Annotated in this window: 21 protein-coding genes; 6 read left to right on the top strand and 15 right to left on the bottom strand. The window is 71.1% G+C overall.

The annotated features are described in order from the left end of the window. Positions 1–186 precede the first annotated feature (186 nt). The 3 genes from ACK8GG_RS05950 to ACK8GG_RS05960 all read right to left on the bottom strand — a co-directional run bounded on the left by ACK8GG_RS05950 (position 187) and on the right by ACK8GG_RS05960 (position 2,398). On the bottom strand, positions 187–723 hold the full coding sequence (locus tag ACK8GG_RS05950; RefSeq protein ID WP_440355765.1) for a DUF6114 domain-containing protein: 537 nt from the start codon (positions 721–723) through the stop codon (positions 187–189). Positions 724–764: 41 nt separating this feature from the next. Continuing rightward, on the bottom strand, positions 765–1,400 hold the full coding sequence (locus ACK8GG_RS05955; protein WP_440348708.1) for a DUF6230 family protein: 636 nt from the start codon (positions 1,398–1,400) through the stop codon (positions 765–767). A 230-nt stretch (positions 1,401–1,630) separates the two neighbouring features. Further along, positions 1,631–2,398 (bottom strand): TetR/AcrR family transcriptional regulator, encoded by a 768-nt coding sequence (locus ACK8GG_RS05960; protein ID WP_440355766.1) that lies wholly within the window; start codon positions 2,396–2,398, stop codon positions 1,631–1,633. Between the two features lie 317 nt (positions 2,399–2,715). On the opposite strand from ACK8GG_RS05960, the gene ACK8GG_RS05965 reads away from it, so the two are divergent. The 3 genes from ACK8GG_RS05965 to ACK8GG_RS05975 all read left to right on the top strand — a co-directional run bounded on the left by ACK8GG_RS05965 (position 2,716) and on the right by ACK8GG_RS05975 (position 4,756). Then, positions 2,716–3,681, top strand: coding sequence for a hypothetical protein (locus ACK8GG_RS05965; RefSeq protein ID WP_440355767.1), 966 nt, complete (start codon positions 2,716–2,718; stop codon positions 3,679–3,681). A 39-nt stretch (positions 3,682–3,720) separates the two neighbouring features. Beyond that, on the top strand, positions 3,721–4,389 hold the full coding sequence (locus tag ACK8GG_RS05970) for a Tat pathway signal sequence domain protein (protein ID WP_440353012.1): 669 nt from the start codon (positions 3,721–3,723) through the stop codon (positions 4,387–4,389). Positions 4,390–4,549: 160 nt separating this feature from the next. Continuing rightward, the gene (locus ACK8GG_RS05975) at positions 4,550–4,756 is read left to right on the top strand and encodes a hypothetical protein (RefSeq protein ID WP_440348712.1); all 207 of its coding nucleotides are present in this window, start codon (positions 4,550–4,552) and stop codon (positions 4,754–4,756) included. 73 nt (positions 4,757–4,829) lie between these two features. Here the strand turns inward: ACK8GG_RS05975 and ACK8GG_RS05980 are convergent, their stop codons facing one another. From ACK8GG_RS05980 to ACK8GG_RS06000, 5 genes are all read right to left on the bottom strand, one after another. Continuing rightward, positions 4,830–7,355 carry a DNA gyrase/topoisomerase IV subunit A gene (locus ACK8GG_RS05980; RefSeq protein WP_440355768.1) on the bottom strand — a complete coding sequence of 842 codons (2,526 nt, stop codon included), beginning with the start codon at positions 7,353–7,355 and terminating at the stop codon, positions 4,830–4,832. 61 nt (positions 7,356–7,416) lie between these two features. Next, positions 7,417–9,492, bottom strand: a complete 2,076-nt coding sequence (locus ACK8GG_RS05985) for a DNA gyrase/topoisomerase IV subunit B (protein WP_440353010.1) — start codon at positions 9,490–9,492, stop codon at positions 7,417–7,419. A gap of 105 nt (positions 9,493–9,597) precedes the next feature. Then, positions 9,598–10,923, bottom strand: a complete 1,326-nt coding sequence (locus ACK8GG_RS05990) for an MGH1-like glycoside hydrolase domain-containing protein (protein WP_440348715.1) — start codon at positions 10,921–10,923, stop codon at positions 9,598–9,600. Continuing rightward, complete coding sequence (locus tag ACK8GG_RS05995; RefSeq protein ID WP_440355769.1) at positions 10,920–11,738, bottom strand: sugar phosphate isomerase/epimerase family protein; 819 nt, start codon at positions 11,736–11,738, stop codon at positions 10,920–10,922. Before ACK8GG_RS05995 ends, ACK8GG_RS05990 begins: the two co-directional genes overlap by 4 nt. Next, positions 11,735–12,769 (bottom strand): zinc-binding dehydrogenase, encoded by a 1,035-nt coding sequence (locus tag ACK8GG_RS06000; protein ID WP_440349215.1) that lies wholly within the window; start codon positions 12,767–12,769, stop codon positions 11,735–11,737. Before ACK8GG_RS06000 ends, ACK8GG_RS05995 begins: the two co-directional genes overlap by 4 nt. Positions 12,770–12,876: 107 nt before the next feature. Here ACK8GG_RS06000 and ACK8GG_RS06005 point away from each other — a divergent pair, with 107 nt between their 5' ends. Genes ACK8GG_RS06005 through ACK8GG_RS06015 form a run of 3 tightly spaced genes read left to right on the top strand, consistent with a single transcriptional unit; the run spans position 12,877 to position 16,090 of the window. Continuing rightward, positions 12,877–14,253, top strand: coding sequence for an ABC transporter substrate-binding protein (locus tag ACK8GG_RS06005; RefSeq protein ID WP_440348717.1), 1,377 nt, complete (start codon positions 12,877–12,879; stop codon positions 14,251–14,253). Beyond that, positions 14,250–15,224 carry a carbohydrate ABC transporter permease gene (locus tag ACK8GG_RS06010; protein ID WP_440348718.1) on the top strand — a complete coding sequence of 325 codons (975 nt, stop codon included), beginning with the start codon at positions 14,250–14,252 and terminating at the stop codon, positions 15,222–15,224. The genes ACK8GG_RS06005 and ACK8GG_RS06010 overlap by 4 nt, the downstream gene beginning before the upstream one ends. Beyond that, a complete protein-coding gene (locus ACK8GG_RS06015; RefSeq protein WP_440348719.1) occupies positions 15,224–16,090 on the top strand; it encodes a carbohydrate ABC transporter permease in 867 nt (288 codons plus the stop codon). The genes ACK8GG_RS06010 and ACK8GG_RS06015 overlap by 1 nt, the downstream gene beginning before the upstream one ends. On the opposite strand, the gene ACK8GG_RS06020 is transcribed toward ACK8GG_RS06015, so the two are convergent. Genes ACK8GG_RS06020 through ACK8GG_RS06050 form a run of 7 tightly spaced genes read right to left on the bottom strand, consistent with a single transcriptional unit; the run spans position 16,053 to position 22,533 of the window. Beyond that, positions 16,053–16,817 (bottom strand): YoaK family protein, encoded by a 765-nt coding sequence (locus tag ACK8GG_RS06020; protein ID WP_440355770.1) that lies wholly within the window; start codon positions 16,815–16,817, stop codon positions 16,053–16,055. The two genes, ACK8GG_RS06015 and ACK8GG_RS06020, sit on opposite strands and share 38 nt — an antisense overlap. A gap of 13 nt (positions 16,818–16,830) precedes the next feature. Continuing rightward, positions 16,831–18,519, bottom strand: coding sequence for an ammonium transporter (locus ACK8GG_RS06025; protein WP_440348721.1), 1,689 nt, complete (start codon positions 18,517–18,519; stop codon positions 16,831–16,833). Positions 18,520–18,550: 31 nt separating this feature from the next. After that, positions 18,551–19,576, bottom strand: coding sequence for an urea transporter (yut, locus tag ACK8GG_RS06030; RefSeq protein WP_440348722.1), 1,026 nt, complete (start codon positions 19,574–19,576; stop codon positions 18,551–18,553). Positions 19,577–19,600: 24 nt separating this feature from the next. Further along, a complete protein-coding gene (locus ACK8GG_RS06035) occupies positions 19,601–20,515 on the bottom strand; it encodes an urease accessory protein UreD (RefSeq protein WP_440355771.1) in 915 nt (304 codons plus the stop codon). Continuing rightward, complete coding sequence (ureG, locus tag ACK8GG_RS06040; RefSeq protein ID WP_440348724.1) at positions 20,512–21,144, bottom strand: urease accessory protein UreG; 633 nt, start codon at positions 21,142–21,144, stop codon at positions 20,512–20,514. The genes ACK8GG_RS06035 and ureG overlap by 4 nt, the downstream gene beginning before the upstream one ends. Before the next feature lie 24 nt (positions 21,145–21,168). After that, the gene (locus ACK8GG_RS06045) at positions 21,169–21,849 is read right to left on the bottom strand and encodes an urease accessory protein UreF (protein WP_440348725.1); all 681 of its coding nucleotides are present in this window, start codon (positions 21,847–21,849) and stop codon (positions 21,169–21,171) included. A gap of 21 nt (positions 21,850–21,870) precedes the next feature. Continuing rightward, positions 21,871–22,533, bottom strand: coding sequence for an urease accessory protein UreE (locus tag ACK8GG_RS06050; protein WP_440348726.1), 663 nt, complete (start codon positions 22,531–22,533; stop codon positions 21,871–21,873). Positions 22,534–22,547 lie beyond the last annotated feature (14 nt).

Here is a 22,547-nt window from a genome sequence, read left to right on the forward strand (position 1 = left end):
CCGGCGTTGCCGCTCCCCGGCGTGGTCCCGTGGCCCCGTGGGGGGGCGCCGCCCCCCCCCGCCGCGATCCCGGCGGCGCCGGTGGGCGCCGCCGGCGTGACCGGTGACGCCGCGCGCGGGCGGTGGCGTCGTCGTGATCAGGTGACGTCGGCGCCGTAGCCGGGCTCCCGCCACTGTGGAGAGTGCTCAGGACGGGGCGGTTCGTCCTGCCCGCCGCCGTCGCCGCACGCCCTCTTTCAAGCCTGTCGTCGGGGCCCAGGCCAACGCGAGCGCACCGCCGACGAGGCCGAGCAGCATGCCGAGGAAGAACCCGCCCAGGTTCGACGTCAGCCAGGATGTCAGCGCCATCACGATGGCCACGATCGCGTAGAAGAGCCGCTGGCTCGGGTTGATCAGCAGCAGCACTCCGGCGGTCGTCAGCAGCAGGGGCACCAGGTAGGTGGCCAGGCCCCGCATGCCCACCTCCAGCACGATCGGCAGCGGTGCCCGGACCGATGCCAGGGTGATCGCGCCACCGAGCATCGCGAAGACGGCGGCCCAGAACGGGCGCGTACGCCGCCACCGGCGCCACCGCAGGCGCAGTCCGAGACGGGGCGATGCGGCCGGCGCCGCGGTGGCCGAGGTGGGCTCCTCAAGCGGCGCGGTGGCCGGCGAGGGCTCCTCCAGCGGCGCGGGCAGGATCGAGGGATCCTCGTCGGTTTCGGCGACCGAGCCCGCCGGCATGACACCGGCGGGCTCGGCGCGACGAGCCGCGCGACGCACCGCTAGCAGCCGCTCTGACTGAACGACATGGACAGACCGGGGAGCCGGAATGTCGCGGCGGAGGCGGCGTAGTTGTTCTGCCGCAGGTTGCGGATCTTGACCCTCTCGGCCTGCTGGCCGAAGATGCCGATCCCACCGGTGACGCCGGGGACCTCGTCGAGCGTGCTGGCGTCCTGGCCGATGTCGATCGAGGTGAACTCGGCCAGGTCACCGTTGATGACGTCACCGTCGATGACCAGTTTGTCGGCGGTCACCGGGCGGCCGGGCTTGCCGGCCGTGAGCTTCATGTGCACGCCACCCATGTCGATGCTCTGACAGATGTTGGAGAGGGTGGCCTTGTCCACGGCGGAGACGAGCACGACGTACTGGCCGCCGTACGGCTCACCGACCGGGTTGTCTTCGAGGGTGTTGCGGATGCGTGCGAACTGGGCGAACCCGTCGCCGTCGAGCTCGTTCACGGTGACGGTGAAGGGCATGCCGGAGATGGCGAACTGATTGGCGAGTACGCCCTGGGCGGTCAGCGCCACCATCCCGGCTCCCATCGCGGCGGTGGCGATCATCGCTCCGGCGAAGCGACGCCAGCGCGTCTTTCCTTCGTCCGGTGACGCGGTTGTGGTCGATTCTTCCTCGGTGGACATGGCGCCTCCCGGTCAAGATGCGGTGAGTTACCGGCGCAGGGGGTGCTGGGGGTCGCCACGGCGATCAAGCGACGGAGCGCTCGACTGCCGGTATCGTCAATTGCTCCGATCGCCGGGCGGCGAACAGAAAGTTACCGTCGGGTATTGACATCGGTCAAGATTTAACTGTCCGGAAACACTCGATTCCCGGATGGCGAAAAAGGATCAAAACCGCTGGTGCTTCTGACCCTCTACGCGTGGTCGGCGCCCGGCTGGCGGCAGGGCGCCGCAATGGCCGCGCCGATCGGCTCGCCGGCCCGGGCCGCCTCCCGGCCGGCCTGCTCGGGCCCGAGATAGGGCACCGTCATGAAGTAGGTCAGTCCGGGCAGCAGCTCGGGCAGCTGCCGCACCCGGCCTGCCGCGATGTGCCGCTGGAGAACCGCGTAGATGCCACCGACCACCCCCGCCACCAGCTCGCCGAGGTCCGGGCAGTCGGCAGGCGTCGGGGCGTCGGCGAAGAACCGGTCGAACCGGCGCAGCACCCGGTCCTGCTCCCGGCGGGCCGCCGGGCCCACCGCGTCGATCTCGACGAGCGCCATGGTCGCGAAGGCCGGCACCGAGGCCAGCACCTCGAGCAGCACCCGCAGCGCCTCCCGCGCTCCGTCGCGCCACTGGCCCGCGTCGCGGTAGGCCTGCTCCATCATGTCGAGCACGACGCTGATCCCGTGCCGGTAGGTCGCCAGGAACGCGTCGTCCTTGCCCTCGAAGAGGGCGTAGAAGGCAGGGCGGGTGACGCCGGCAGCCTGGCAGATGTCGCTGACCCGGGCATTGCCGTAGCCCTTCTCCGCCACCGTGTGCACCAGGCCGTCGTAGAGCCGGTCGCGCTGGGTCGCCGCGACCGCCTCGGCCGGGATCCGGCGCGGCCCGCGCTTGATCGCCCGCTCCGGGTCCCGGCCCAGTCGCGCACCGGGAAGCGGGACGACGGTGGCGGTGGCGGTGCTTTTGTCGCCGGCAGTCATTTCAGTCCCCCCATCGGCCGCCTCCCTTGACCGAACCGGGAAGAGCGGTTTATAACATCGATGAGTTTCATTTCCATCCTGTTACGAATGGGAACGAGCTCGCGAGTCCGGCAGTCGTACGGGGCCTCGACAGCCCTCAGTATGGCTGACGGACACAGCCCGGCCAATGGCACGCCTCGCCGTGCCGCACTTGCTCCCCGCACCGGTTCAGTCGATCCGACAGCGCCGCCGACACCTCATCGGCGGTGCGCATCGCGCGACGACGGTCGGCCAGCTGGTCGCACCGCGCCCTCCGGCATCCCCTTGAAGGAGCCCGTATGCGCCCGTTCCGTACCCCCTACCCCGCCGGCGGCACCCGGCACCGGCCCGGCCGGCGAAGCCTCGCACGGTGGCGCCGCGGCGTGACCGCGGCGATGGTCGCCGTGCTGGCCACGGCGGCCGCCGCGCTGCCCGCCCAGGCCGCGGCCCCCGGTGGCATCTACACCGGGCTGGACGGCTGTCCGGTCAACAGCGCGGTGATGAAGGATCCGACCCACCTGCAGGTCGGCTGCATGACCTCGACGACCAACGGCGGCAGCATGACCATCGGCAGCCACGTCGTACCGATCACCTCGCCGATCCGCCTGCAGTTCGGCGTCTACTGGGACGCCTCCGCGCCGGTGGTCGACTTCCCCAGCGGCACCACCGCCAACGTCTACCGCACGGTGCCCCCGAGCAAGGGCCAGACCCTGACCAGCAAGCCGATCGAGGTCGACATCCCGGGCATCGGCAACATCATCCCGGGCGTCACCAGCGTCTACGCGGACGTGGAGCTGGCCGGACCGATCACCGAGTTCGTACCGCTGGCCGCCGGCGAACCCCACCCGGCGTTCGTCATGCCGATCAAACTGCACCTGTACAACGCCCTCTTCGGACTCAAGTGCTACATCGGATCCGACCGGGCACCGATCGTCCTGCGGCCGACCACCGGCACCACCAGCCCGCCCCCGCCGGCCGGACCGATCAGCGGCGACCCGGGCGTCATCGGAATCGAGGCCGATCCCAACGGACACGAGACCATCGTCGCCTCCTTCACCGACGCCAGCCTCGTCGACAACTCCCTGGCGGTGCCGCGCGCCAACGGCTGCGGCCTGCTCGGCACCCTCGACCCGCTGATCAACCTGGTCTTCGGACTTCCCAGCGCCGCCGGCCACAACGCCGTGGTCTTCTCCGACACCGACGTCTCCCTGGCGATCTCCCCCAGCCTCGCCGACCTGACGTCAGCCCTCGCTGCATCCTCCTGAGAACGGCCCTGAAACACTCGAACGGAGAGTGAGAGACACATGCGCATCAACCGCCTGCTGGGCGCCGCCGTGACGGCCGCCCTGCTCACCACCGCGGCCCTGGCCGCCCCGGCCAGCGCCGCCGCCGCCGGGAACGTCCTGACCTACAACAGCACCGGCGGAGCTGCCGTCCCCGTGGGTGCCGTGCTCAGCGCCTCGCTGGCCTCCGGCGCGAACGCCACCCTCTACACCACCACGACCGGCACCACCGGAGTGAAGTGCACGGCCTCGACCTTCACCTCCACCGTGGTGACCAACCCGATCGCCCCCGGCACGGCCACCGAGTCCACCACCGGGCACACGCTGAGCACCTGCACCAGCAACGTGGTCGGCACCACCGGGGTGCAGAGCATCACGATCAACAACCTGCCCTTCGCGACCACCAGCAGCTCCGCGGGGGTCGTGACGATCACCGGCACGGCGGCGGCGCCGATCCAGACCACGATGGTGCTGCGCAGCCTGCTGGGCAACCTCACCTGCGTCTACCGCGCCACCGGCAACACCCTGACCGGAGCGTCGTCCAACGTGGGCAACACCATCACCTTCACCAACCAGCCCTTCACCAAGTACTCCGGTCCGGTCACCTGCCCGGCCAACGGGTACTTCAGCGCCAAGTACGGTCCGGTGCGCGGCAACGCCGCCGGCAGCCCGCTGGTCTTCGTGAACTGACCACTCGACACCGTCCCCGCGGCACCTGGCACGGCCCCCGCCACACCGGCAGGGCCGTGCCAGTTGCGCGCGCCGGGCCCGCGCCGGCGCGGACGGCGTTACGGCCGGACCGTCGTTGGGTAGAAGTCCTACCAGTCAATGACAACAGCGGGAGGCGACCATGCGAGGTCCGTCGATTCTGGGAGTACTCGTCGTAATCTGGCTGATCATCGGCGCGGTCGCGGCGGGCCAGCGCGGTTACTTCGGCGACGAGGACACCAACTGCGCCAAGGCCGGGACGATTCTGGTGACGATCGTCGCCGGGCCCCTCAACTACGCGGGGGCCAACCCGAAGATCGAATGCGAGCTGCCGGAGCCGTCGCGGTAGGGCGCACCCCTCTTTCGCCGGCACCACATCCTTCGCCGGATCCGGGCACGTCCCGGATCCGGCGAACGCGTTCTCAGTCCCGCTCCACCAGATGCCCTACCACGTCCGGCACCACAGCGGCCAACCCGGAGCCGTCCCGGCGGGGATCCTCCACCGGCAGCTCCACCGGATCGCCGGCTGCCGTCGCAGCGGCCGCTCGGGGCCCCACCCACGCCAGATCCAGGCGGGTCTCCCCCTTCAGGAACCGGTGCGCGCGCACCCCGCCGGTGGCCCGGCCCTTCGCCGGGTACGCCGCGAACGGGGTGACCTTCACACTCCGGCCCGTCGAAGTGACCACCACCGGCGTGCCGTGCCGCGGATCGTCGGTGCGCACCGCACCGAAGAAGATCACCTCACCCTCCGCGGGCAGGTTGATCCCGGCGACCCCGCCACCCTTGAGGCCCTGCGGACGGATCAGCTTGGCGGCGAAACGCAGCAGCGCGGCGTCGGAGCTGACGAAGGTCAGCTCCTCCTCGCCGTCGGTCAGCCAGGTGGCGCCGACCACCTCGTCGCCGTCACGCAGCCCGATCACCTCGAACTCGTCCGCGCGTACGGGCCACTCCGGCGCACAGACCTTGACCACGCCGTTGCGGGTGCCCAGGGCCAGCCCAGGCGAGGCCGCGTCGGACTCCCGCAGTGGCGCGAGGCCGACGACCCGCTCCCCCGGCAGCAGTGGCAGCAGCTCGGCCGCGGACATCCCGCCGGCGAGCGAGACCGTACCGGCCTGCTCTGGCAGCACCGGCAGCGGCAGCACGTCGGTCTTGAACGCCCGTCCAGCGCTGGTGACCAGCAGCACCTGTCCTCGCGCCGTCGCGCCGATCACCGCCCGGACCGCGTCGTGCCGGGTCCGGCCGTTGCGCCGCCGCCCTTCGGTCGACTCCTCGGACTCGGCGGCCGTGCGCGCCACCAGACCGCCCGCGGAGAGGATCACCTGGCAGGGGTCGTCGGCGACCTCCAGCGGGCCGGCCGGCGCGGAGGCGGCGAGCACCTCCTTGAGATCACCGTCGATGAGCGTGGTACGCCGCTGCCCGGCGAACTTCGTCCGCACCTGCGCGAGCTCATCGCTGACCACCTTGCGCAGCACCTCGGGGTCGTCGAGGATCCGGGACAGCTCGGCGATCTCGCCGCGCAGCCGCTCCTGCTCGGTCTCCAGTTCGATGCGATCGAAGCGGGTCAGCCGCCGCAGTGGTGTGTCCAGGATGTACGTCGCCTGCACCTCGGTCAGGGCGAAGCGGCTCATCAGCGCGTCCCGGGCGGCCTGGGCGTTCTCGCTGCCGCGGATGAGCCGGACCACCTCGTCGATGTCGATCAGGGCGATGAGCAGGCCGTCGACCAGGTGCAGCCGCTCGGCGCGCTTGCGGCGGCGGTAGTCGGTGCGACGGGTGACCACCTCGTAGCGGTGGTGGAGGAAGACCTCCAGCAGCTGTTTGAGCCCCAGGGTGCGGGGCTGACCGTCGACCAGCACCAGGTTGTTCACCCCGAAGGACTGCTCCAGCGGGGTGAGCCGGTACAGGTCGGCCAGGAGCGCCTGCGGGTTGACGCCGACCTTGCACTCGACGACCAGCCGGGTGCCGTTCTCCCGGTCGGTGAGGTCCTTGACGTCGGCGATGCCCTGCAGCCGGGCCGGCTGCCGCTGCCCCTTGCGCGGGCCGGAGGTGATCAGCTTGCCGCGCACCTCCTCGGTGATGGCCTCGATGACCTTCTCCGAGCCCACCCCGTACGGCAGCTGGGTGACGGTGATGCCCTGCCGGCCGCGGCTGCCCTCGACCGGTCCGATCTCGACCCGGGCGCGCATGCGCACCACGCCCCGGCCCGTCTCGTAGGCCTTGCGCACCTCGTCGAGGCCGAGCAGCAGACCGCCGGTGGGCAGGTCGGGACCGGGCACGAACTCCATCAGCTTGTCGAGCGTGGCGTCGGGGTGGTTGATCAGCCAGCGCGCGGCGGCGACCACCTCGCCGAGGTTGTGCGGGATCATGTTGGTCGCCATCCCGACGGCGATGCCGGAGGTGCCGTTGACCAGCAGGTTGGGGAAGGCCGCCGGCAGCACGCCGGGCTGCATCAGCGAGCCGTCGTAGTTGGGGTGGAAGTCGACGGTCTCCTCGCCGAGCTCGCCGACGAGCAGCATCGCCTCCGGCGACATGCGCGCCTCGGTGTACCGGGCGGCGGCCGGGCCGTCGTCGGGCGAGCCGAAGTTGCCGTGCCCGTCGATGAGGGGGGCGTTCATGGAGAAGTCCTGCGCCAGCCGCACCATGGCGTCGTAGATCGCGGTGTCGCCGTGCGGGTGGTACTTGCCCATCACGTCACCGACGACGCGAGCGGACTTCACGTGCCCCCGGTCGGGGCGGTAGCCCTGCTCGTACATGGACCAGAGGATGCGCCGGTGCACCGGCTTGAGCCCGTCGCGGGCGTCGGGCAGGGCGCGGGAGTGGATGACCGAGAAGGCGTACTCCAGATAGGAGTCCTCGACCTCGGTGACGAGGGGGTTGTCGACGACGCGGGCCCCCGCCTGGTCGAAGGCGGAAAGATCGACCCGGAGTTCCTTGCCCTTGCGGCGTGCCATTGCTCAGTCGCTTCCTTCTCCGCAGCGTGCTCGAGTCTTTCGGGTGCCGTGCGCGGCGCGCTCAGGCGTCGATGGTGTCCTGGTCGACCCGCCCGGCCGAGTCGATCAGCCAGTTCTTGCGCGGCTCGACCTTCTCGCCCATCAGCAGTTCCAGCACCCGTTCGGCGGCCTCGACGTCGTCCAGGGTGATCCGGCGGACGGTACGGGCCGCCGGGTTCATGGTGGTGTTCCAGAGCTCGTCGGCGTCCATCTCGCCGAGTCCCTTGAACCGGGGGATCGGGGTGACGATCTGTTTGCCGGCCTTCTTGAGCCGGGCGACGGTGCTCTCCATCTCCGGCTGGGTGAAGGTGTAGATCGTCTCCGGGTTGCGCCCCTTCGTGGTGATCTTGTGCAGCGGGGGCATCGCGGCGTAGAGGCGCCCGGCCTCGATCACCGGGCGCATGTAGCGGGCGAAGAGCGTGATCAGCAGCGTGCGGATGTGCGAGCCGTCGACATCCGCGTCGGCCATGATCAGGATCCGGCCGTAGCGCAGCTGCGACAGGTCGAAGGTCCGCCCCGAGCCCGCGCCGAGGACCTGCACGATCGCCGAGCACTCGGCGTTGTCGAGCACCTGCTGCAACGTCGCCTTCTGCACGTTGAGGATCTTGCCCCGGATCGGCAGCAGCGCCTGGTACTCCGAGGAACGGGCCATCCGGGCGGTGCCCAGCGCGCTGTCGCCCTCGACGATGAACAACTCGCTGCGCTCCACGCCGGTGGAGCGGCAGTCCACCAGCTTCGGCGGCATCGACGCGCCCTCCAGCGCCGTCTTGCGCCGGGCGGCGTCCTTCTGCTGCTTCTGGGTCAGCCGCACCCGGGCGGCGTCGACGATCTTCTGGAGCACCGTACGGGCCTCGGTGCGGGTCCGGCGGTCCTCCAGCCAGGCGCGCACCCGCTGGTCCACCAGAGTCTGCACGACCTTGGTGATGCCGGCGGTGGAGAGCTCGTCCTTGGTCTGGGAGGTGAACTGCGGCTCCGGGATCCGGACGTGGATGACGGCGGTCATCCCCTCCAGGACGTCGTCGAGGGTCGGCGGCTCCTCCTTGGCCTTGAGCAGGCCGCGAGTGTTCTTGATCGCCTCGCCCAGCGCCCGCACCACGGCCCGCTCGAAACCCTTGCGGTGGGTGCCGCCGTGCACGTTGCGGATGGTGTTGGTGAAACACTCCACCGTCCGCTCGTAGCCGGTCCCCCAGCGCAGCGCGATCTCCACCTCGGCCCGGCGCAGCACGTTCGACTGCATCACCCCGCTGGCGTCGGCGGCGTTCTCCTTGTAGCTCCCCTCGCCGTTGATCATCAGCGTGTCGCAGACCGGCTTCTCCGCCGCGGGCGCGAGGAACTCCACCATGTCGCCCAGGCCGCTGGGGAAGCAGAAGGACTCCTCCGCCGGCCCGTCCTCGGCCGGAGTGCGCAGCACGTAGGTGACGCCGGGGACCAGGAACGCGGTGTTGCGGACCTTGGTGCGGACCGTCTCCACGTCCAGCACCGCACCGGTCTCGAAGTAGCGCGCGTCGTACCAGTAGCGGATCGAGGTGCCGCTGGACTCGCCCCGGGCCATCTTGCCGACGACCTGCAACCCGGTCCCCGGGTGGAACGTCGCCTCCGGGCCGGGCCCGTCGAAGACCCCGGGGTGGCCGTGCCGGAAGGACATCCGGTGCACCTTGCCGTCGCGGCGCACCGTGACGTCGAAGCGCCGCGACAGGGCGTTGACCGCCGAGGCGCCGACCCCGTGCAGGCCGCCGGAGGCCTTGTACCCGGAGCCGCCGAACTTGCCGCCGGCGTGCAGCCGGGTCAGCACCAGCTCGACCCCGGAGAGCCCGGACTTGGCGTTGACGTCGGTGGGGATGCCCCGGCCGTCGTCGTCGACCTGCACCGAGCCGTCCGGGTGCACCGTGATCTCGATGTGCCGGGCATGGCCGGCGACCGCCTCGTCGGTGGAGTTGTCCAGGATCTCGTTCACCAGGTGACCGACGCCACGGCTGTCGGTTGACCCGATGTACATGCCGGGCCGCTTGCGCACCGCGTCCAGGCCCTCGAGATGGGTGAGGTCGTCGGCCCCGTACAGGGTTTCGGGCTCTACAGTCACCTGGTCGTACTCCCACATTCGGCTCGCCGAGTACTCGATCGGGCACGTCGCCCACGGGGCACGTGCCCCGGCGAGCCTAATGGTCCCCCCGGACAACCCTTGACAGCACGCCCCCGATGGGACTCATTCAGTGGCGGCGAGCACGTCCAGCAGCAGCGCCGCGGACCAGCTGAAGGCCGGTGACCCGAGACCGGCGCCGGTGTTCGGCTCGAAGTACTCGTGACAGCCGGCGCGATCCACCAGATCGATCATCGACTCGGCCAGGCCCGCCGCGAGTGCCGGGCGCCCGTGGCGCAGCAGCCCTTCCCGGACCAGCCAGCCGATGTTGATCCAGCTCGGTCCGCGCCAGTAGCGCACCGGGTCGAAGTCCGCGGCGCTGCGGTCGTAGCTCGGCAACGGCCGCGGCATCACCTCGGCCACCCCGAACCGGTCGGAGGTCGCCTCGGCCACGAGCGCCTCGACCTGGCCTGGGGGCAGGCCGGGCAGCAGCAGCGGACCCAGCCCGAGCACCGTACGGGACGGCAGAAGCACGTCGGTGCGCAGATCACGGACGTGGAAGGTGCCGCTGCGCGGATCCCACAGACGTTCGCCGAGCACCTCGGTCAGCCGGGCGCCGGCCTCGCGGTGTGCGGCCGGGTCCGCTCCGACGACCTCGGCGATGTCGGCCAGGGCGTACTCGGCGGCGGCGGTGAGCGCGTTGAACAGCGGGCACTCCACCAGGAACGGGTGGTCGGCGGCCAGGCCCGCGTCGAGATAGCGCCGCTGCCGGTACGAGTCGACCAGGACGATGTAGCGGGCGTAGTCGACGTCGGTGGGGCGCTGCTCGGCCGCGGCGACCCGGGTGTCGTGGCGGCGGTGCCGGCGCATCAGCTCGGGGTCGGCCGGCACGGCGGCCATCGGCGCGTCCCAGGCGGGGCTGTTGTCCAGGCCCGCCTCCCACGGGTGCACCAGGCAGACCAGCCCGGCACCGCCGACGTCGCGATCGTGTCGCAGGTAGTGCTGGGCGGCGACCAGCTTCGGGTAGAGCGCCGCCAGCCGGCGGCCCGCCGCCGGCGACGGGTCGCGGCGGTAGACGTGCCAGGCGGCGATCGCGTGCACCGGCGGCTGCACGATGCCCGAGGTGGCCTGCGGCGGCGCCACCGGGGAGACCGCGGAGTCCCAGAACTGCGGACCCGGAAAGTAGCCACCGACGCGTACCCGCGGGTTGAACACGATGTGCGGCACCCGCCCGTCGCGCCACTGGGCGGCGAAGAGGGTCTCCAGCTCGCGCCAGGCCCGTTCCGGGGCGACATGGGCCAGGCCGATGGCGATGAACGCCGAGTCCCAGCTCCACTGGTGCGGATAGAGGGTGCGCGACGGGACGGTGTGGTCGCCTTCCCAGTTGGCGTCCAGGGTCTCCACGGCCAGCTGCCACAGCCGCCGGCGGCGGGACCCGTCGACGGAGGTCACTGCGTGGTCCGGTCCGCCCAGGCCGCACGAAGCGTGCTCGCCGCCTGGCGCAGGGCGGCGGTGGGCTCGCCGCGCAGCCGGCACTCGAGCGCGACGTACCCCTGGTAGCCGGTGCGGTCCAGCACGCCGAGCAGCGCCGGCCAGTCAAGGTGCCCGGCGCCGGGCTGGTACCGGTTGGAGTCGCTGGCCTGCACGTGCCCGAGGTACGGCGCCACGGCCGCCAGCGCCGCGACGGGGTCGTCCTCCTCGATGTTCATGTGGTACGTGTCGGCGACGACGCCGAGCGAGGGCAGCCCGACGGCCGTACAGAGCTCGGCCGCCTCGTCCAGTCGGTTCACCATGTGATCCTCGTACCGGTTGAGGGGTTCAAGGAAGATCCGCACCCCCTCGGCCTCGGCGTGTCGGGCCAACTCGCCGAGGGTGTCCAGGAGCACCTGACGGTCGTCGGCGGCGGAGCGGGGCGGCTCGAACGGCGGCAGTCGCCGGGAGAACATCCCCCACGACGCGGGCGTGAGCGCCCCGACGCCGCCTATCTCGGCCATCACCGACAGCTGGGAGCGCATGTTCCGCACCGCGTCGCCGGAACGGCCGGGGTCGAAGTCACCGATGAAGTGGTCCATGTCGACGCAGACAGTGGGCATCGGCACCCCGTCGGCGGCGGCGCGGCGCAGCTCGGGCAGCCGGTCGCGGAAGGCGAGATCACCGCGGCCGCGCAGCTCGATGGCGTCGAAGCCGAGACCGGTGGCGAGGTCGAACTTCTCCCGCAGGTCGGCACCGGGCAGCAGCTGCTCCTGGCAGGCGAGTCGTAGTGTCATGAGAAGTCCAGGACCACTTGCAGGGTGTCGCTGTCGCCGCGGTCCAGCAGCTCCAGCGCTTCGGCCACGGACGCGGCGGCCACCACGTGACTGACCAGCGGCAACGGATCGACCTGGCCGTCGCCGACGAGTTCCATGAAGGTGTGTGCGATGCGGACGGAGTTCCACCGGCCCGCCACGCCCGGGGCGGCGGCGGAGACCTGGGCAGCGACGAGCTGGATGCGGTTGTGGTGGAACTCCTCGCCCAGCGCCAGCCCGCCGGCCTCGCCCTGGTAGAAACCGCCGGCCACCACCCGTCCGGCCGGCACGGTCGCCCGGATCGCCTGGTGCAGCGCCGGGTACGCCCCGGAGAGTTCCAGGCAGACGTCGGCCCCCGCGCCCCCGGTGACGGCCCGGATCATCTCGGCGGCCGGCTCCACGGCGGCGTTGACGGCGAACCGGGCGCCCTGCCCGAGCGCCAGGTCCAACCGGGCCGGGATGCGGTCGACGGCGACCACCCGGGTGCCGGAGAGCACCGCCAGCCGGGTCGCGATCAGCCCGATGACGCCCTGGCCGAAGACCCCGACCCACTCCCCCAGGTGCAGGTCCGCGGCGAGGATGGCGGTCAGGGCGATCGCGCCGGGGCGGGCGAAGACCCCGGCGAGCGGATCGAGCCCGGCGGGTAGGGCCGCTACCGCCTCGGCGGCGACGACGGCGTCCGCGCGGTGCCCCCAGATGCCCCAGACGATCTCGCCGACCTGGTGCCGGGTGACGTCCGGGGCGACCTCCACGATCTCGCCGACCTCCTCGTACCCGAAACCCGCCAGCGGATAGGGCAGCGTCGCCTCGCGCGGCACGAAGATGCGACGCGCGTCGTCCCAGTCCTTGGTCAGCCGCGGGTTACTGCCCCGGTAGAGGGTGAGCTCGGTGCCGGCGGAGATGCCGGAGTAGCGGGTCCGCACCCGCACCTGCCCGGCGCCGAGCGGCTCCGTGGGACACGGTTCGAGACTGATCTGCCGCGGCCCGGTGAGACAGACGACCGAGTTCTCCATGCTCACACCCCGATTGTCGCTTTTCACCCTAGCAAGAGTGGACATACCTTGCTATTCGCCCATAGGCCGTGTTTGATCTGAATCGACCCGTCGATAGGAGCACACCGATGCCACGAACGACGCGCGCGGCAGCAGCCGCCCTGGCCCTGATCACCACCGCCGCCGGTCTGGTCGCCTGTGGCGACGACCGCAGCGGCGACCCCGACACCATCCGGGTCTGGAGCCTGGAGGACGTCGCCGACCGGGTGACGGCGACCAGGGCGATCATCGCGGACTTCACCGCGGCGACCGGCGTCAACGTCGACCTCGTCACCGTCAACGAGGACCAGTTCCCGTCGCTGGTCGCCTCCGCCGCGGCCGCCGGCGACCTACCCGACGTGATCGGGTCGGTGTCGCTGTCGGGGGTGCAGACCCTGGCCGTCAACGAACTGCTGCACCCCAGCGCCAACGACGAGGTGGTACGCGCCCTCGGCGCCGGCACCTTCTCCCCCCGGGCGCTGGAGCTGACCTCCGGCGACCAGGGGCAGCTCGCCGTCCCCAGCGACGGCTGGGGTCAGCTGCTGGTCTACCGCAAGGACCTCTTCGCCGAAGCCGGCCTGCCCGTGCCGGACAGCTACGAGGCCATCGCGGCGGCGGCAGCAAAGCTGCACAAGCCGAACCTGGCCGGGATCACGGCCGCCACCTCCCCCAGCGTCTTCACTCAGCAGACCTTCGAGCACCTGGCGCTGGCGAACAACTGCCAGCTCACCGACGACGCCGGACAGGTCGTGCTGGACTCCCCGCAGTGCGCCGAGGCGTTCGGCTTCTACAACGACCTGATCAAGCGCTACTCGGTCACCGGCGCCCAGGACGTCGACACCACCCGCGCGACCTACTTCGCCGGACGGGCCGCGATGCTGATCTGGTCGCCGTTCATCCTCGACGAGCTCGCCGGACTGCGCAACGACGCCCGGCCCACCTGCCCGCAGTGCCAAGCTGACCCGGAGTTCCTCGCCCGCAACAGCGGCTTCGTCACCGGCATCCGCGGCCCCGGTGGCAGCGAACCGGCCCAGTACGGCGAGATCTCCTCCTGGACCGTGCTCGATGGCGCCCGCGAAGACCCGGCGAAGAAGTTCGTCGAGTACTTCCTCGGCGACGGCTACGAGCGGTGGTTCGGCATCGCGCCGGAGGGGCGGGTCCCGGTCCGCCGCGGCACCGCAGAGCAGCCCGACCGGTTCCTGACCGCCTGGAACAACGCCCAGGTCGGCGTCGACAGCCGCAAGCGGCTCGACGACGTCTACGGCGGCGACATGCTGGCGACGCTGCGCACCAGCCCGGACACCTTCGGCCGGTGGGGCCTGCCGCAGGGACAGGGTGAGCTGGTCGGGGCGATCCTCGGCGAGCTGCCGGTGCCCAAGGCGCTCGGCGGCAATCGGGACGACGGCGCCGCCGCCGCCCGGCAGGCGCAGAAGGAGGTCGAGTCGATCAAAGCCGATCTGAAATGAGCGCGCCGCCGGCCGGCACCCCGACCCGTGACCGGTCGCGGCACGCCCGGCGACCAGCGCCGCAGCGGCAGCGCCGCCGGCCGCTGACGATGCGCCGGCGCGAGTCGCGCGACGGACTGGCGCTGGTCACCCCGACCCTGGTCGTGGTGCTGACGGTGGTGGCCCTGCCGATCTGCTGGACGGTGCTGCTGGCCTTCCAGCGGGTCCGGCTGGCGACGCTGCGCCGTACCGGGCTCTTCGGCGAGCTGACGCTGGCCAACTTCGAACGGGTGCTGGCCTCCCCCGGCTTCTGGAGCACCCTCTGGACCACGGTCGTCTACAGCGTCTGCGCCACCACCGGCTCCATCCTGCTCGGCCTGATCGCCGCCCTCGTGGTCCGCGCCCCCTTCCGGGGCCGCACCCTGGTACGCGCCACCATGCTGCTGCCGTACGTGGCGCCGGTGGTGGCGGTGACCTTCGTCTGGCAGATCATGCTCGACCCGCAGTTCGGCATCGTCAACCACTGGGGGCAGCGGCTGCTCGGCTGGGACACCCCGATCGCCTTCCTCTCCGACGACGCCACGGCCCTGTGGACGGTCATCGCCTTCGAGTCGTGGCGCTACTTCCCGTTCGCATTCCTCTTTCTGCTGGCGCGCATCCAGGCGATGCCGGGTGAGCTGGAAGAGGCGGCCCGGGTCGACGGCGCCACCCCCACCCAGCGCTTCCGGCACATCGTGGCACCCCAGCTGATGCCGGTCATCGCGCTGCTGGCGGTGCTGCGCTTCATCATGACCTTCAACAAGTTCGACGACGTCTACCTGCTCACCGGCGGCGGCGCGGGCACCGAGGTGGTGAGCATCCGGGTCTACGAGTTCCTCACCGCGCGTACCGATGTCGGCGCCGCCGCGGCCCAGGCGGTGGTGCTGGCCGTGGTCCTGATGGTCTTCGTCGCCGTCTACCTGCGCTTCTTCTCCGGCCGGAAGGACGACTGATGGATCGCGACGCGCTGGAGACCCGCACCCTGCGCTACCTGCGGTGGCTGGTGATCGCCGGCTTCGTGCTGGTCACCGCGTTCCCGTTCTACTACATGCTGGTGCTCTCGCTGCGGCCCATCGAGCGGCTGCTGCTGGACCCGGGCGCGCTGATCGTGTCGCTGCAGGAGTTCACCGTCGACACCTACGCCGAGGTGCTGCGCTCGCGCGCGGACGGCGGACAGGGCTTTCTGGGCTTCATCGGCAACAGCGCGATCGTCGCGGTCTCGGCCGCCGCGCTGGCCCTGGTGGTCTCGATCCCCGGCGCGTACGCGGTGTCCCGGCTGCGTTTCTTCGGCCACCGCCAGGTGAGCGTGCTCTTCCTTGCCGTCTACCTCTTTCCGTCGATCGTGATCGCGATCCCGCTCTTCGTGCTCTTCAGCCGGCTCGGCCTGCGCGGTTCGCTGATCGGGCTGATCCTTGTCTACATCTCGCAGGTCGTGCCGGTCTCGGTCTACATGCTGAAGAACTACTTCGAGACCATTCCGATCAGCCTGGAGGAGTCCGCGGCGATCGACGGAGCGGGCCGGCTGGGCATCATCCGCCGGATCAGCCTGCCGCTGGCCGCGCCCTCCATCATGGCCGTCGCGCTCTACAACTTCATGATCGCCTGGAACGAGTTCCTCTTCGCGCTGCTCTTCCTGGTGGACCGGCCGAACCGCTGGACTGTCTCACTGGGGCTGTCACTGCTCTCCAACGGCGTCGAGGTGCCCAAGACGGTGCTGATGGCCGGGTCGGTGATCCTCACCCTGCCGATCGTGATCCTCTTCTTCGCCAGCGAACGCCTCCTCACCGAGGGGCTGACGGCGGGCGCCGAGAAGGGCTGACCGGCGCCGGGACCCGGTAGGCCCGCACCGTCAGCAGCAGCACCACGATGATCCCCGCGGTGAGCACGAAAGTCGCCGGCTGCGGACGGAGCAGCCGGGTGCCGAGCCAGCCGCCGGCGGCGTAGGAGGCGAGGCCGATCACCGCGGAGACCCACGGCCAGGCCCACCGGCCGGCCCGGCGGTGCAGCCAGCCGACGAGCCCCTTGGCGAGGTCCACCACCGTCGTGGACTGATAGGTGGTGACGACCGTGACGCCGGCGACCCGGAAGAAGACGACGGCGAGCAGACCGGTCACGGCGGCGCCGAGGACGGCGAGCAGCGCCCGGTCACCGGCGTCGTGCGCGCCGGCGTCGAGGAGCGCGTCGGTCAGGGCCCAGGTGGCCACGGCGAGCAGCGCGGCGGTCAACTGGCGCGCCGGCGGCGAGATCCGGCCCGGTCTGGCCCTCCACCTCAGGACGGTGCCGAGCGCCGCGCCGATCAGCACGCCACCGATGGAGGCCGCCGCGACCGGCCAGTCGGCGAACTCCCCGCCCAGTCCCATGCCGACGTGCACGACGTTGCCGGACTGGTTGGCGACGAAGACCCGGTACCGGATCAGGGCGTAGGCATCCACCAGTCCACCCACGACGGAGGCGAGCACCAGCGCGGCGACCGGGAAGCGGAACTCGGTGCGGGCGTCCCGCCAGCCGCGGCTGCCCGGGACGGGGCGGCGGGAGCCGAAAGGCATGCCGCCGCCCCGGTCAGCCGCGGGCGGCGGGGCCGGCCGGTGTCTGCCCGTCGGCGCGCACCTGCAGCACGAAGCCGCCCGCCCGGCCCTGCGAGAAGCGGTCGAGCACGTCGAAGATCGACGCGACCGCGGTGTCCGGGGCGAGCACCTCCACCCGCAGCCGGGTCACCAGGTCCGGCTCGTGGTGGTAGCCGCGTACGTGCTGCCGGGCCGTGCCACCGGTGGCCACGAACGCCTCGGTCAGCACCACCGAGGCCGCCCCGGCGCCCAGCAGCGCGGCGCGCAGCTCCCCGGTCTCCACCAGGTCCGGGTCGACCATGCCGGTGACCAGCCGGTCGGGGATGCCCGGCGCCGGCGCGGCCGGCGCCCGGTCGGCGGCGTGCCGGCCCGCGGCCGGGCTGGTCCTGGGGTGCGGCGAGCCCGGGCCGGGCAGGCCCGACACGGCGTCCAGGTGGTACGCGTCGAGCCCCTGCTGCGCCTTGTCCTGCCGCCCCTGGTCCTGCTCGGGGGCGCGCAGTCCGATCGTCGCCTGGATCGCCGCGCTGATCACCCAGGTGAGCAGGAAGGAGAAGACCGCCACCGAGGCCACCGCGATCACCTGACGCCCGAGCAGCCCCGCTCCGCCGCCGTTGAAGAGACCGTCGGCGCTGCGCGGGTTGACGTCGGCGTCGGCGAAGAAGCCCAGCAGCAGGCTGCCGGTCATGCCGCCGACGAAGTGCACCGCGAGGACGTCGAGCGCGTCGTCCATGCGCAGCAGGTACTTCAGGCGCAGCGCCGTGTGGCAGAGCAGCCCGGCGATCACGCCGATGGCGAGGGCGGCGAGGGTGCTGACGTAGCCGGCGCAGGGTGTCACTGTCGCCAGGCCCGCCACGGCGCCGGAGACACCGCCGATCACGGTGGCGTGGCCGTCGCGCAGGCGCTCCAGCAGGAGCCAGCCGAGCATCCCGGCGGCCGCGGCGATGTGGGTGTTCAGCACGGCCTGCGCGGCGATGCCGTTGGCCTGCAGGCCGTCGCCGCCGTTGAAGCCGAACCAGCCGAACCAGAGGATGCCGCCGCCGAGCACCGCCAGCGGGACCGAACTGGGCAGGGCTGCCGTCCGCGGCCAGTCGCGCCGCCGCCCCACCACCAGCAGGATGCCGAGTACGGCTGCGCCCGCCGAGGTGTGCACGACGATCCCGCCGGCCCAGTCCTGGGCGCCGAGCTTCGCCAGCCAGCCCCCCGGGTGCCAGATCCAGTGCACCACCGGCGAGTAGACGATCAGCGACCAGATCAGCAGGAAGACCACCCACCCGGCGAACTTCAGCCGCCCGGCGGTCGCGCCGGTCACCAGCGCCGGGGTGATCACCGCGAACATCATCTGGAAGGCGACGAAGGAGAGGGTGGCGACGGTGACGGCGTCGCCGACGACGTGCAGGGCGGGCGCGGGCGGCACCTCCAGCCCGCGCAGGCCGAACAGTTCCAGGTTGCCCAGCAGCCCACTGCCGGCGTCGTCGCCGAAGGCGATGGTGTAGCCCAGCAGGATCCAGGCCACGCTCACCACCCCGAGGGAGATGAAGTTCTGCTGCATCATCACGAGCGTGTTGCCGGTACGCGCCAGTCCGGCGTAGAAGATCGCCAGGCCCGGGACCATGAACATCACCAGGCCGGCGCAGACGAGCAGCCAGGCGTTGTCCCCGGAGTTGATCGCTTGTTGAGCCAGCATCGGTTGCCCCTTCGGTGCCCGGTGGTGCCGGTCAGTCGCTTGCTTGGCGCTCGGAGAAGATGCTCTTGTGGACGGGCTGGTGGTTCGGCACCGGCGCGAACCTGCGCTGCGGCAGCAGGAGCAGCCAGGTGGCGATGTTGAACGGGCCGGTCAGCACCGGAATGCCCAGCGGCGTCAGGACGGTGGTCAGCGCCTCCCCCACGAAGAGGGTGAGCACGATGCCGGCGACGGTGTAGGCCGCCACCCGCCACGAGGGTTTGTAGAAGACCGACCCGATGGCGATCGCCGTCAGCACGGCGTTGAAGCCGTAGAGCCCCTTCTCCAACGGTGTCTCGGCCACCCCGAAGCCGATCGCCACGAGGGTCGCCACGGCGCTGCCGACCAGCGCCCAGATCGCCGCCCACCGATTGTTGATCAGCAACGCGACCAGGATTATCAGCCCCGCGATCCAGCTGTCGGCGAGGAAGACCTGGGAGACACCCTTGGAGATCGCCGGCGCCACGTCCGCGTTGAACACCGATGTCGTCTGCGCCCGTTCGCCCGGCAGACCCGGCGCATTGCCGGTCTCCAGGCGCAGCCGGGAGAACTGGTACGCCGCCATCAGCAGCACCCAGGTGGTCAGCACGAACGGGAAGGTGAAGGCCGTCAGGCCGTACTTCTTGAAGATGCGGTTCAGCGCCAGCGTCACCACGGTGGTGCCGGCCGCACCGAGGATCAGACAGCACCACATCGCCACGTTCTCCTGCAGGAACGTGGCGACGCCGATGCCGGTCAGCAGCGGACTGAACCCGAACTGCCCCGAGCGCAGCGAGTCGTGGTCCACCCGCAGCGCCAGTGCGGTGCCGGTGCCGACGACCACACCGAGGAGGGCGCCGCCGAGAACCTCACCGTTGCCGGTGGAGAAGGCGGCCACCGCGATCGCCAGCAGGATCAGCGCACCGGTGAGCGGATTGTTCTGGAACATGACCTGGGAGATCCCGCGCAGGCAGGAGTCGACGAAAGCCACTGCGGGGATGCCGTCGGCCAGCCGTCGCCAGCGGGCAACAACCTCGTTCATCCTGTCCCCTCTCGGATCCGCTGGTCAGCGCCAGGCGAAGGGCCTCGGCACGGCCCGGCCGACGGCCTCCTCGCGGGCGATCGCGCAGAAGGCGCGCACCGCGTCGCGTACCGGCTCGGACTCGGTGCCGAGCACCTTGTAGATCAGACCGGCGTCGTTGGGCAGCCGGCTCGCCGCCGCGATCAGCGGTGTGCCGTCGTCCCAGGTCGGGGTGGTGCGGTCGAAGACGCGGGCGGCGACCTCCGGCGGCGTCATCAGCACGACGTTGGCGAAGACGTGGAAACCGCCCATCACGCCGAGCCGGGCCACATCGTGCCGGCCCGGCTCGATCAGGAACTTCTCCACGAAGAGTTCCGGTCCCTGTGGCCGGGCCGCGCGCAGCATCGAGGAGAAGACCTCGTAGGCGAAGATCTCCCCGCCGGCGTGGTACTTGCGCCCCGGCATCAGCGTCTCGCCGTAGAGCAGGGTGGCGCTCGGGTCGACGCGCAACTCGGTGTGGGTCAGGAAGCGGCTGTCGCGGTACGGGATCGTCGGCTCGGGCAGATACTCCAGGTAGGAGTCGGCGGCGAGCGTGACGCGCTGGGTCTGCACACCGTAGTTGGCGTCCATCTGCTGGATCTTGGTGGCCGCCTGGGTGGTGACGTGTGCCCGGGCGCCGGCGGCCAGTTCGATGTCGATGCCGAGCCGGTCACCCTGCAGGATGCCGCCGGAGGTGGTGAGCACGTAGACACACGCCATCTCCGGCATCTCCTCGTCCCAGTAGAGCGCGCGCTGCACGAGCAGCGGCGCCTGCCGGTAGATGTGGGCCAGGATGGTGCGCTCGCCGCGCTGGGCGAAACACAGCCGCAGTCTGCCGACCTTGCCCACCGATGCGGCCGGCATCTGCGCCGGCTGGGTCTGGTACGGCGCGAGCTCCGGCGCGGCGTCCAGACCGATCACGCCATGACTTCTTCCATGCCGAACAGGGCGTTGCGCCGGATCAGCGCGATCAGTTCGTCGATGCCCTCGCCGGTCTTGCAGTTGGTGAAGACCACCGGCTTCTCCCCCCGCATCCGCTCGGCGTCGCGGGACATCACGCCGAGGTCGGCGTCGACGTACGGGGCGAGGTCGGTCTTGTTGATCACGAGGATGTCGGACTGGGAGATGCCCGGTCCGTTCTTGCGCGGGATCTTGTCCCCGGCGGCGACGTCGATGACGTAGATGAAGAAGTCGACCAGGGCCGGGCTGAAGGTGAGGGTGAGGTTGTCGCCGCCGCTCTCGATCAGTACGACGTCGGTGTCGGGGAAGCGCGCCTCCATGTCCTCCACCGCGGCGAGGTTCATGCTCGGGTCCTCGCGGACGGCGGTGTGCGGGCAGGCCCCGGTCTCCACGCCGATGATCCGCTCCTCGTGCAGCACGCCCGTCAGTGCGCGCCGTACGTGCTTGGCGTCCTCGGTGGTGACGATGTCGTTGGTGACCACCAGCACCTTCAGCCCGGCCTGCACCAGTCGGGGCACCATCACCTCGATGATCGCGGTCTTGCCACTTCCGACCGGGCCACCGACACCGATCCGGCTCGTCGTCTTCACAGTCTTTCTCCTGGGTTCGCGGGGTCAGTTCATGAACATGCGCACGTGCGCGTGCAGGTGCGCCGCGGCCAGTACGTCGGCCATCGGGGCGAAGGTCTGCATCTCGTCCAGACCGGCGGTGGCGACCTGCTCGTACATCGCCGGAACCGTCTCGTTGACGGCGAAGAGGATCGCCTGGGTGTCGAGGTGGTCCACGCGCATCAGCCGGACCGCCGCGCTGAGCACCATCAGCGCGGCGCCGTACTGGTGGGCGGCGAACGCCTCGCGTTCGTCGAGGTCGAGTGCGGCGAAGAGCACACCGAGCGCCACCGGGTAGGTGACGGCGATCCCGCCGGAGTCAGCGTCACGCAGCCGTTGCGCGAGCAGGGACTCGCCCACGATGTGCCCGGCGGCTTCGGCGAGCTTGCGCCCCATCCGCACGGTCATCGTCCGGGTCTCCTCGTTGAGTTTGCGCAGGTAGACCGCCTCATCGGCGTCGCGCACCAGGTCGAGGTCACCGGCGCGGGCACCCCGGTGGGCGACCAGCAGCGCGACACCGTCGCCGGTGGCGGCGGTACGGGTGACCGAGCCGACGAACTCCCGCAGGGTCTCCTTGTCGCGCACGGCGGCGTGCTGCACCGCCGACTCCAGCCCGTTGGAGAAGGAGAAGGCGCCGACCGGGAAGACCGAGTCGCCGAACTGCAGCACCCGCAGGGTGTCGGTCATCGTGGCCACGGTCGCTCCCTGCTAGTTGATGTGGGCGTGCAGCTGGCCGTCGGGCTGGTGGGCGTGGAGCGTCGCGCCGGGCAGGTCACCGGGTTCCGGGTGGTGGCCGTTGCCTTCGGCGACCTCACCACCGTCGGGCAGGTGGCTGTGCGGCGTGGAGTTCGCGCCGCCGAAGAGCCGGCGGGCCTCGTGCGGGGCGAGGTAGGCGATCACCTCGGTCCCGGGGACGAACTCGTGGGTGATGCCGGTGAAGGCGTGGGTGCGCATCACCGAGTCCATCACCCTGCGGTCGACGGTCAGCGGGACGTACATGTCGGAGCCCTTGACCACGGCCGGCCAGTGCTGGTTGCCGATGGCGTGCCCCAGTTCGACGGCGGAGCGGACCAACGTCTCGGCAGGCTGGTCGGCGAGCGCGCCGAGCCGGACCACCATCACCTCGCCCAGTTCGATCCGGGCGACCACCGCGTGGGCGCCGGCCTCGTCCCACAGGAGCACGTCCCCGTCGCGCAGCCGGGTACCGCGTTGCAGCGCGACGGCCAGTTCGAGGCCGGCGGTGGTCTGCTTGCGCAGCCGGTTCTTCTGCGCCTCCCACTGGTCGAGCACGAGATGGTCCACCGTGGCTTCCTTGAGCCGGACCTCCCACGCCGGGTCGGCGACGTTGCCGACCACCGAATCGACGATCATTTCTCTCCTCCTTG

The sequence above is a fragment of the Melissospora conviva genome (assembly GCF_049523535.1).
GTDB lineage: Bacteria > Actinomycetota > Actinomycetes > Mycobacteriales > Micromonosporaceae > Melissospora > Melissospora conviva.

Coding starts and splice junctions, on each gene's coding strand:
- ACK8GG_RS05995 (WP_440355769.1), bottom strand. CDS start 11,738: ATGACACTACGACTCGCCTGCCAGGAGCAGCTGCTGCCCGGTGCCGAC.
- ACK8GG_RS05980 (WP_440355768.1), bottom strand. CDS start 7,355: ATGGCACGCCGCAAGGGCAAGGAACTCCGGGTCGATCTTTCCGCCTTC.
- ACK8GG_RS05960 (WP_440355766.1), bottom strand. CDS start 2,398: ATGACTGCCGGCGACAAAAGCACCGCCACCGCCACCGTCGTCCCGCTT.
- ACK8GG_RS05955 (WP_440348708.1), bottom strand. CDS start 1,400: ATGTCCACCGAGGAAGAATCGACCACAACCGCGTCACCGGACGAAGGA.
- ACK8GG_RS05985 (WP_440353010.1), bottom strand. CDS start 9,492: ATGTGGGAGTACGACCAGGTGACTGTAGAGCCCGAAACCCTGTACGGG.
- ACK8GG_RS06050 (WP_440348726.1), bottom strand. CDS start 22,533: ATGATCGTCGATTCGGTGGTCGGCAACGTCGCCGACCCGGCGTGGGAG.
- yut (WP_440348722.1), bottom strand. CDS start 19,576: ATGAACGAGGTTGTTGCCCGCTGGCGACGGCTGGCCGACGGCATCCCC.
- ACK8GG_RS05965 (WP_440355767.1), top strand. CDS start 2,716: ATGCGCCCGTTCCGTACCCCCTACCCCGCCGGCGGCACCCGGCACCGG.
- ACK8GG_RS05950 (WP_440355765.1), bottom strand. CDS start 723: ATGCCGGCGGGCTCGGTCGCCGAAACCGACGAGGATCCCTCGATCCTG.
- ACK8GG_RS06005 (WP_440348717.1), top strand. CDS start 12,877: ATGCCACGAACGACGCGCGCGGCAGCAGCCGCCCTGGCCCTGATCACC.
- ACK8GG_RS06045 (WP_440348725.1), bottom strand. CDS start 21,849: ATGACCGACACCCTGCGGGTGCTGCAGTTCGGCGACTCGGTCTTCCCG.
- ACK8GG_RS06010 (WP_440348718.1), top strand. CDS start 14,250: ATGAGCGCGCCGCCGGCCGGCACCCCGACCCGTGACCGGTCGCGGCAC.
- ACK8GG_RS06000 (WP_440349215.1), bottom strand. CDS start 12,769: ATGGAGAACTCGGTCGTCTGTCTCACCGGGCCGCGGCAGATCAGTCTC.
- ACK8GG_RS05970 (WP_440353012.1), top strand. CDS start 3,721: ATGCGCATCAACCGCCTGCTGGGCGCCGCCGTGACGGCCGCCCTGCTC.
- ACK8GG_RS05975 (WP_440348712.1), top strand. CDS start 4,550: ATGCGAGGTCCGTCGATTCTGGGAGTACTCGTCGTAATCTGGCTGATC.
- ACK8GG_RS06025 (WP_440348721.1), bottom strand. CDS start 18,519: ATGCTGGCTCAACAAGCGATCAACTCCGGGGACAACGCCTGGCTGCTC.
- ACK8GG_RS06020 (WP_440355770.1), bottom strand. CDS start 16,817: ATGCCTTTCGGCTCCCGCCGCCCCGTCCCGGGCAGCCGCGGCTGGCGG.
- ACK8GG_RS06015 (WP_440348719.1), top strand. CDS start 15,224: ATGGATCGCGACGCGCTGGAGACCCGCACCCTGCGCTACCTGCGGTGG.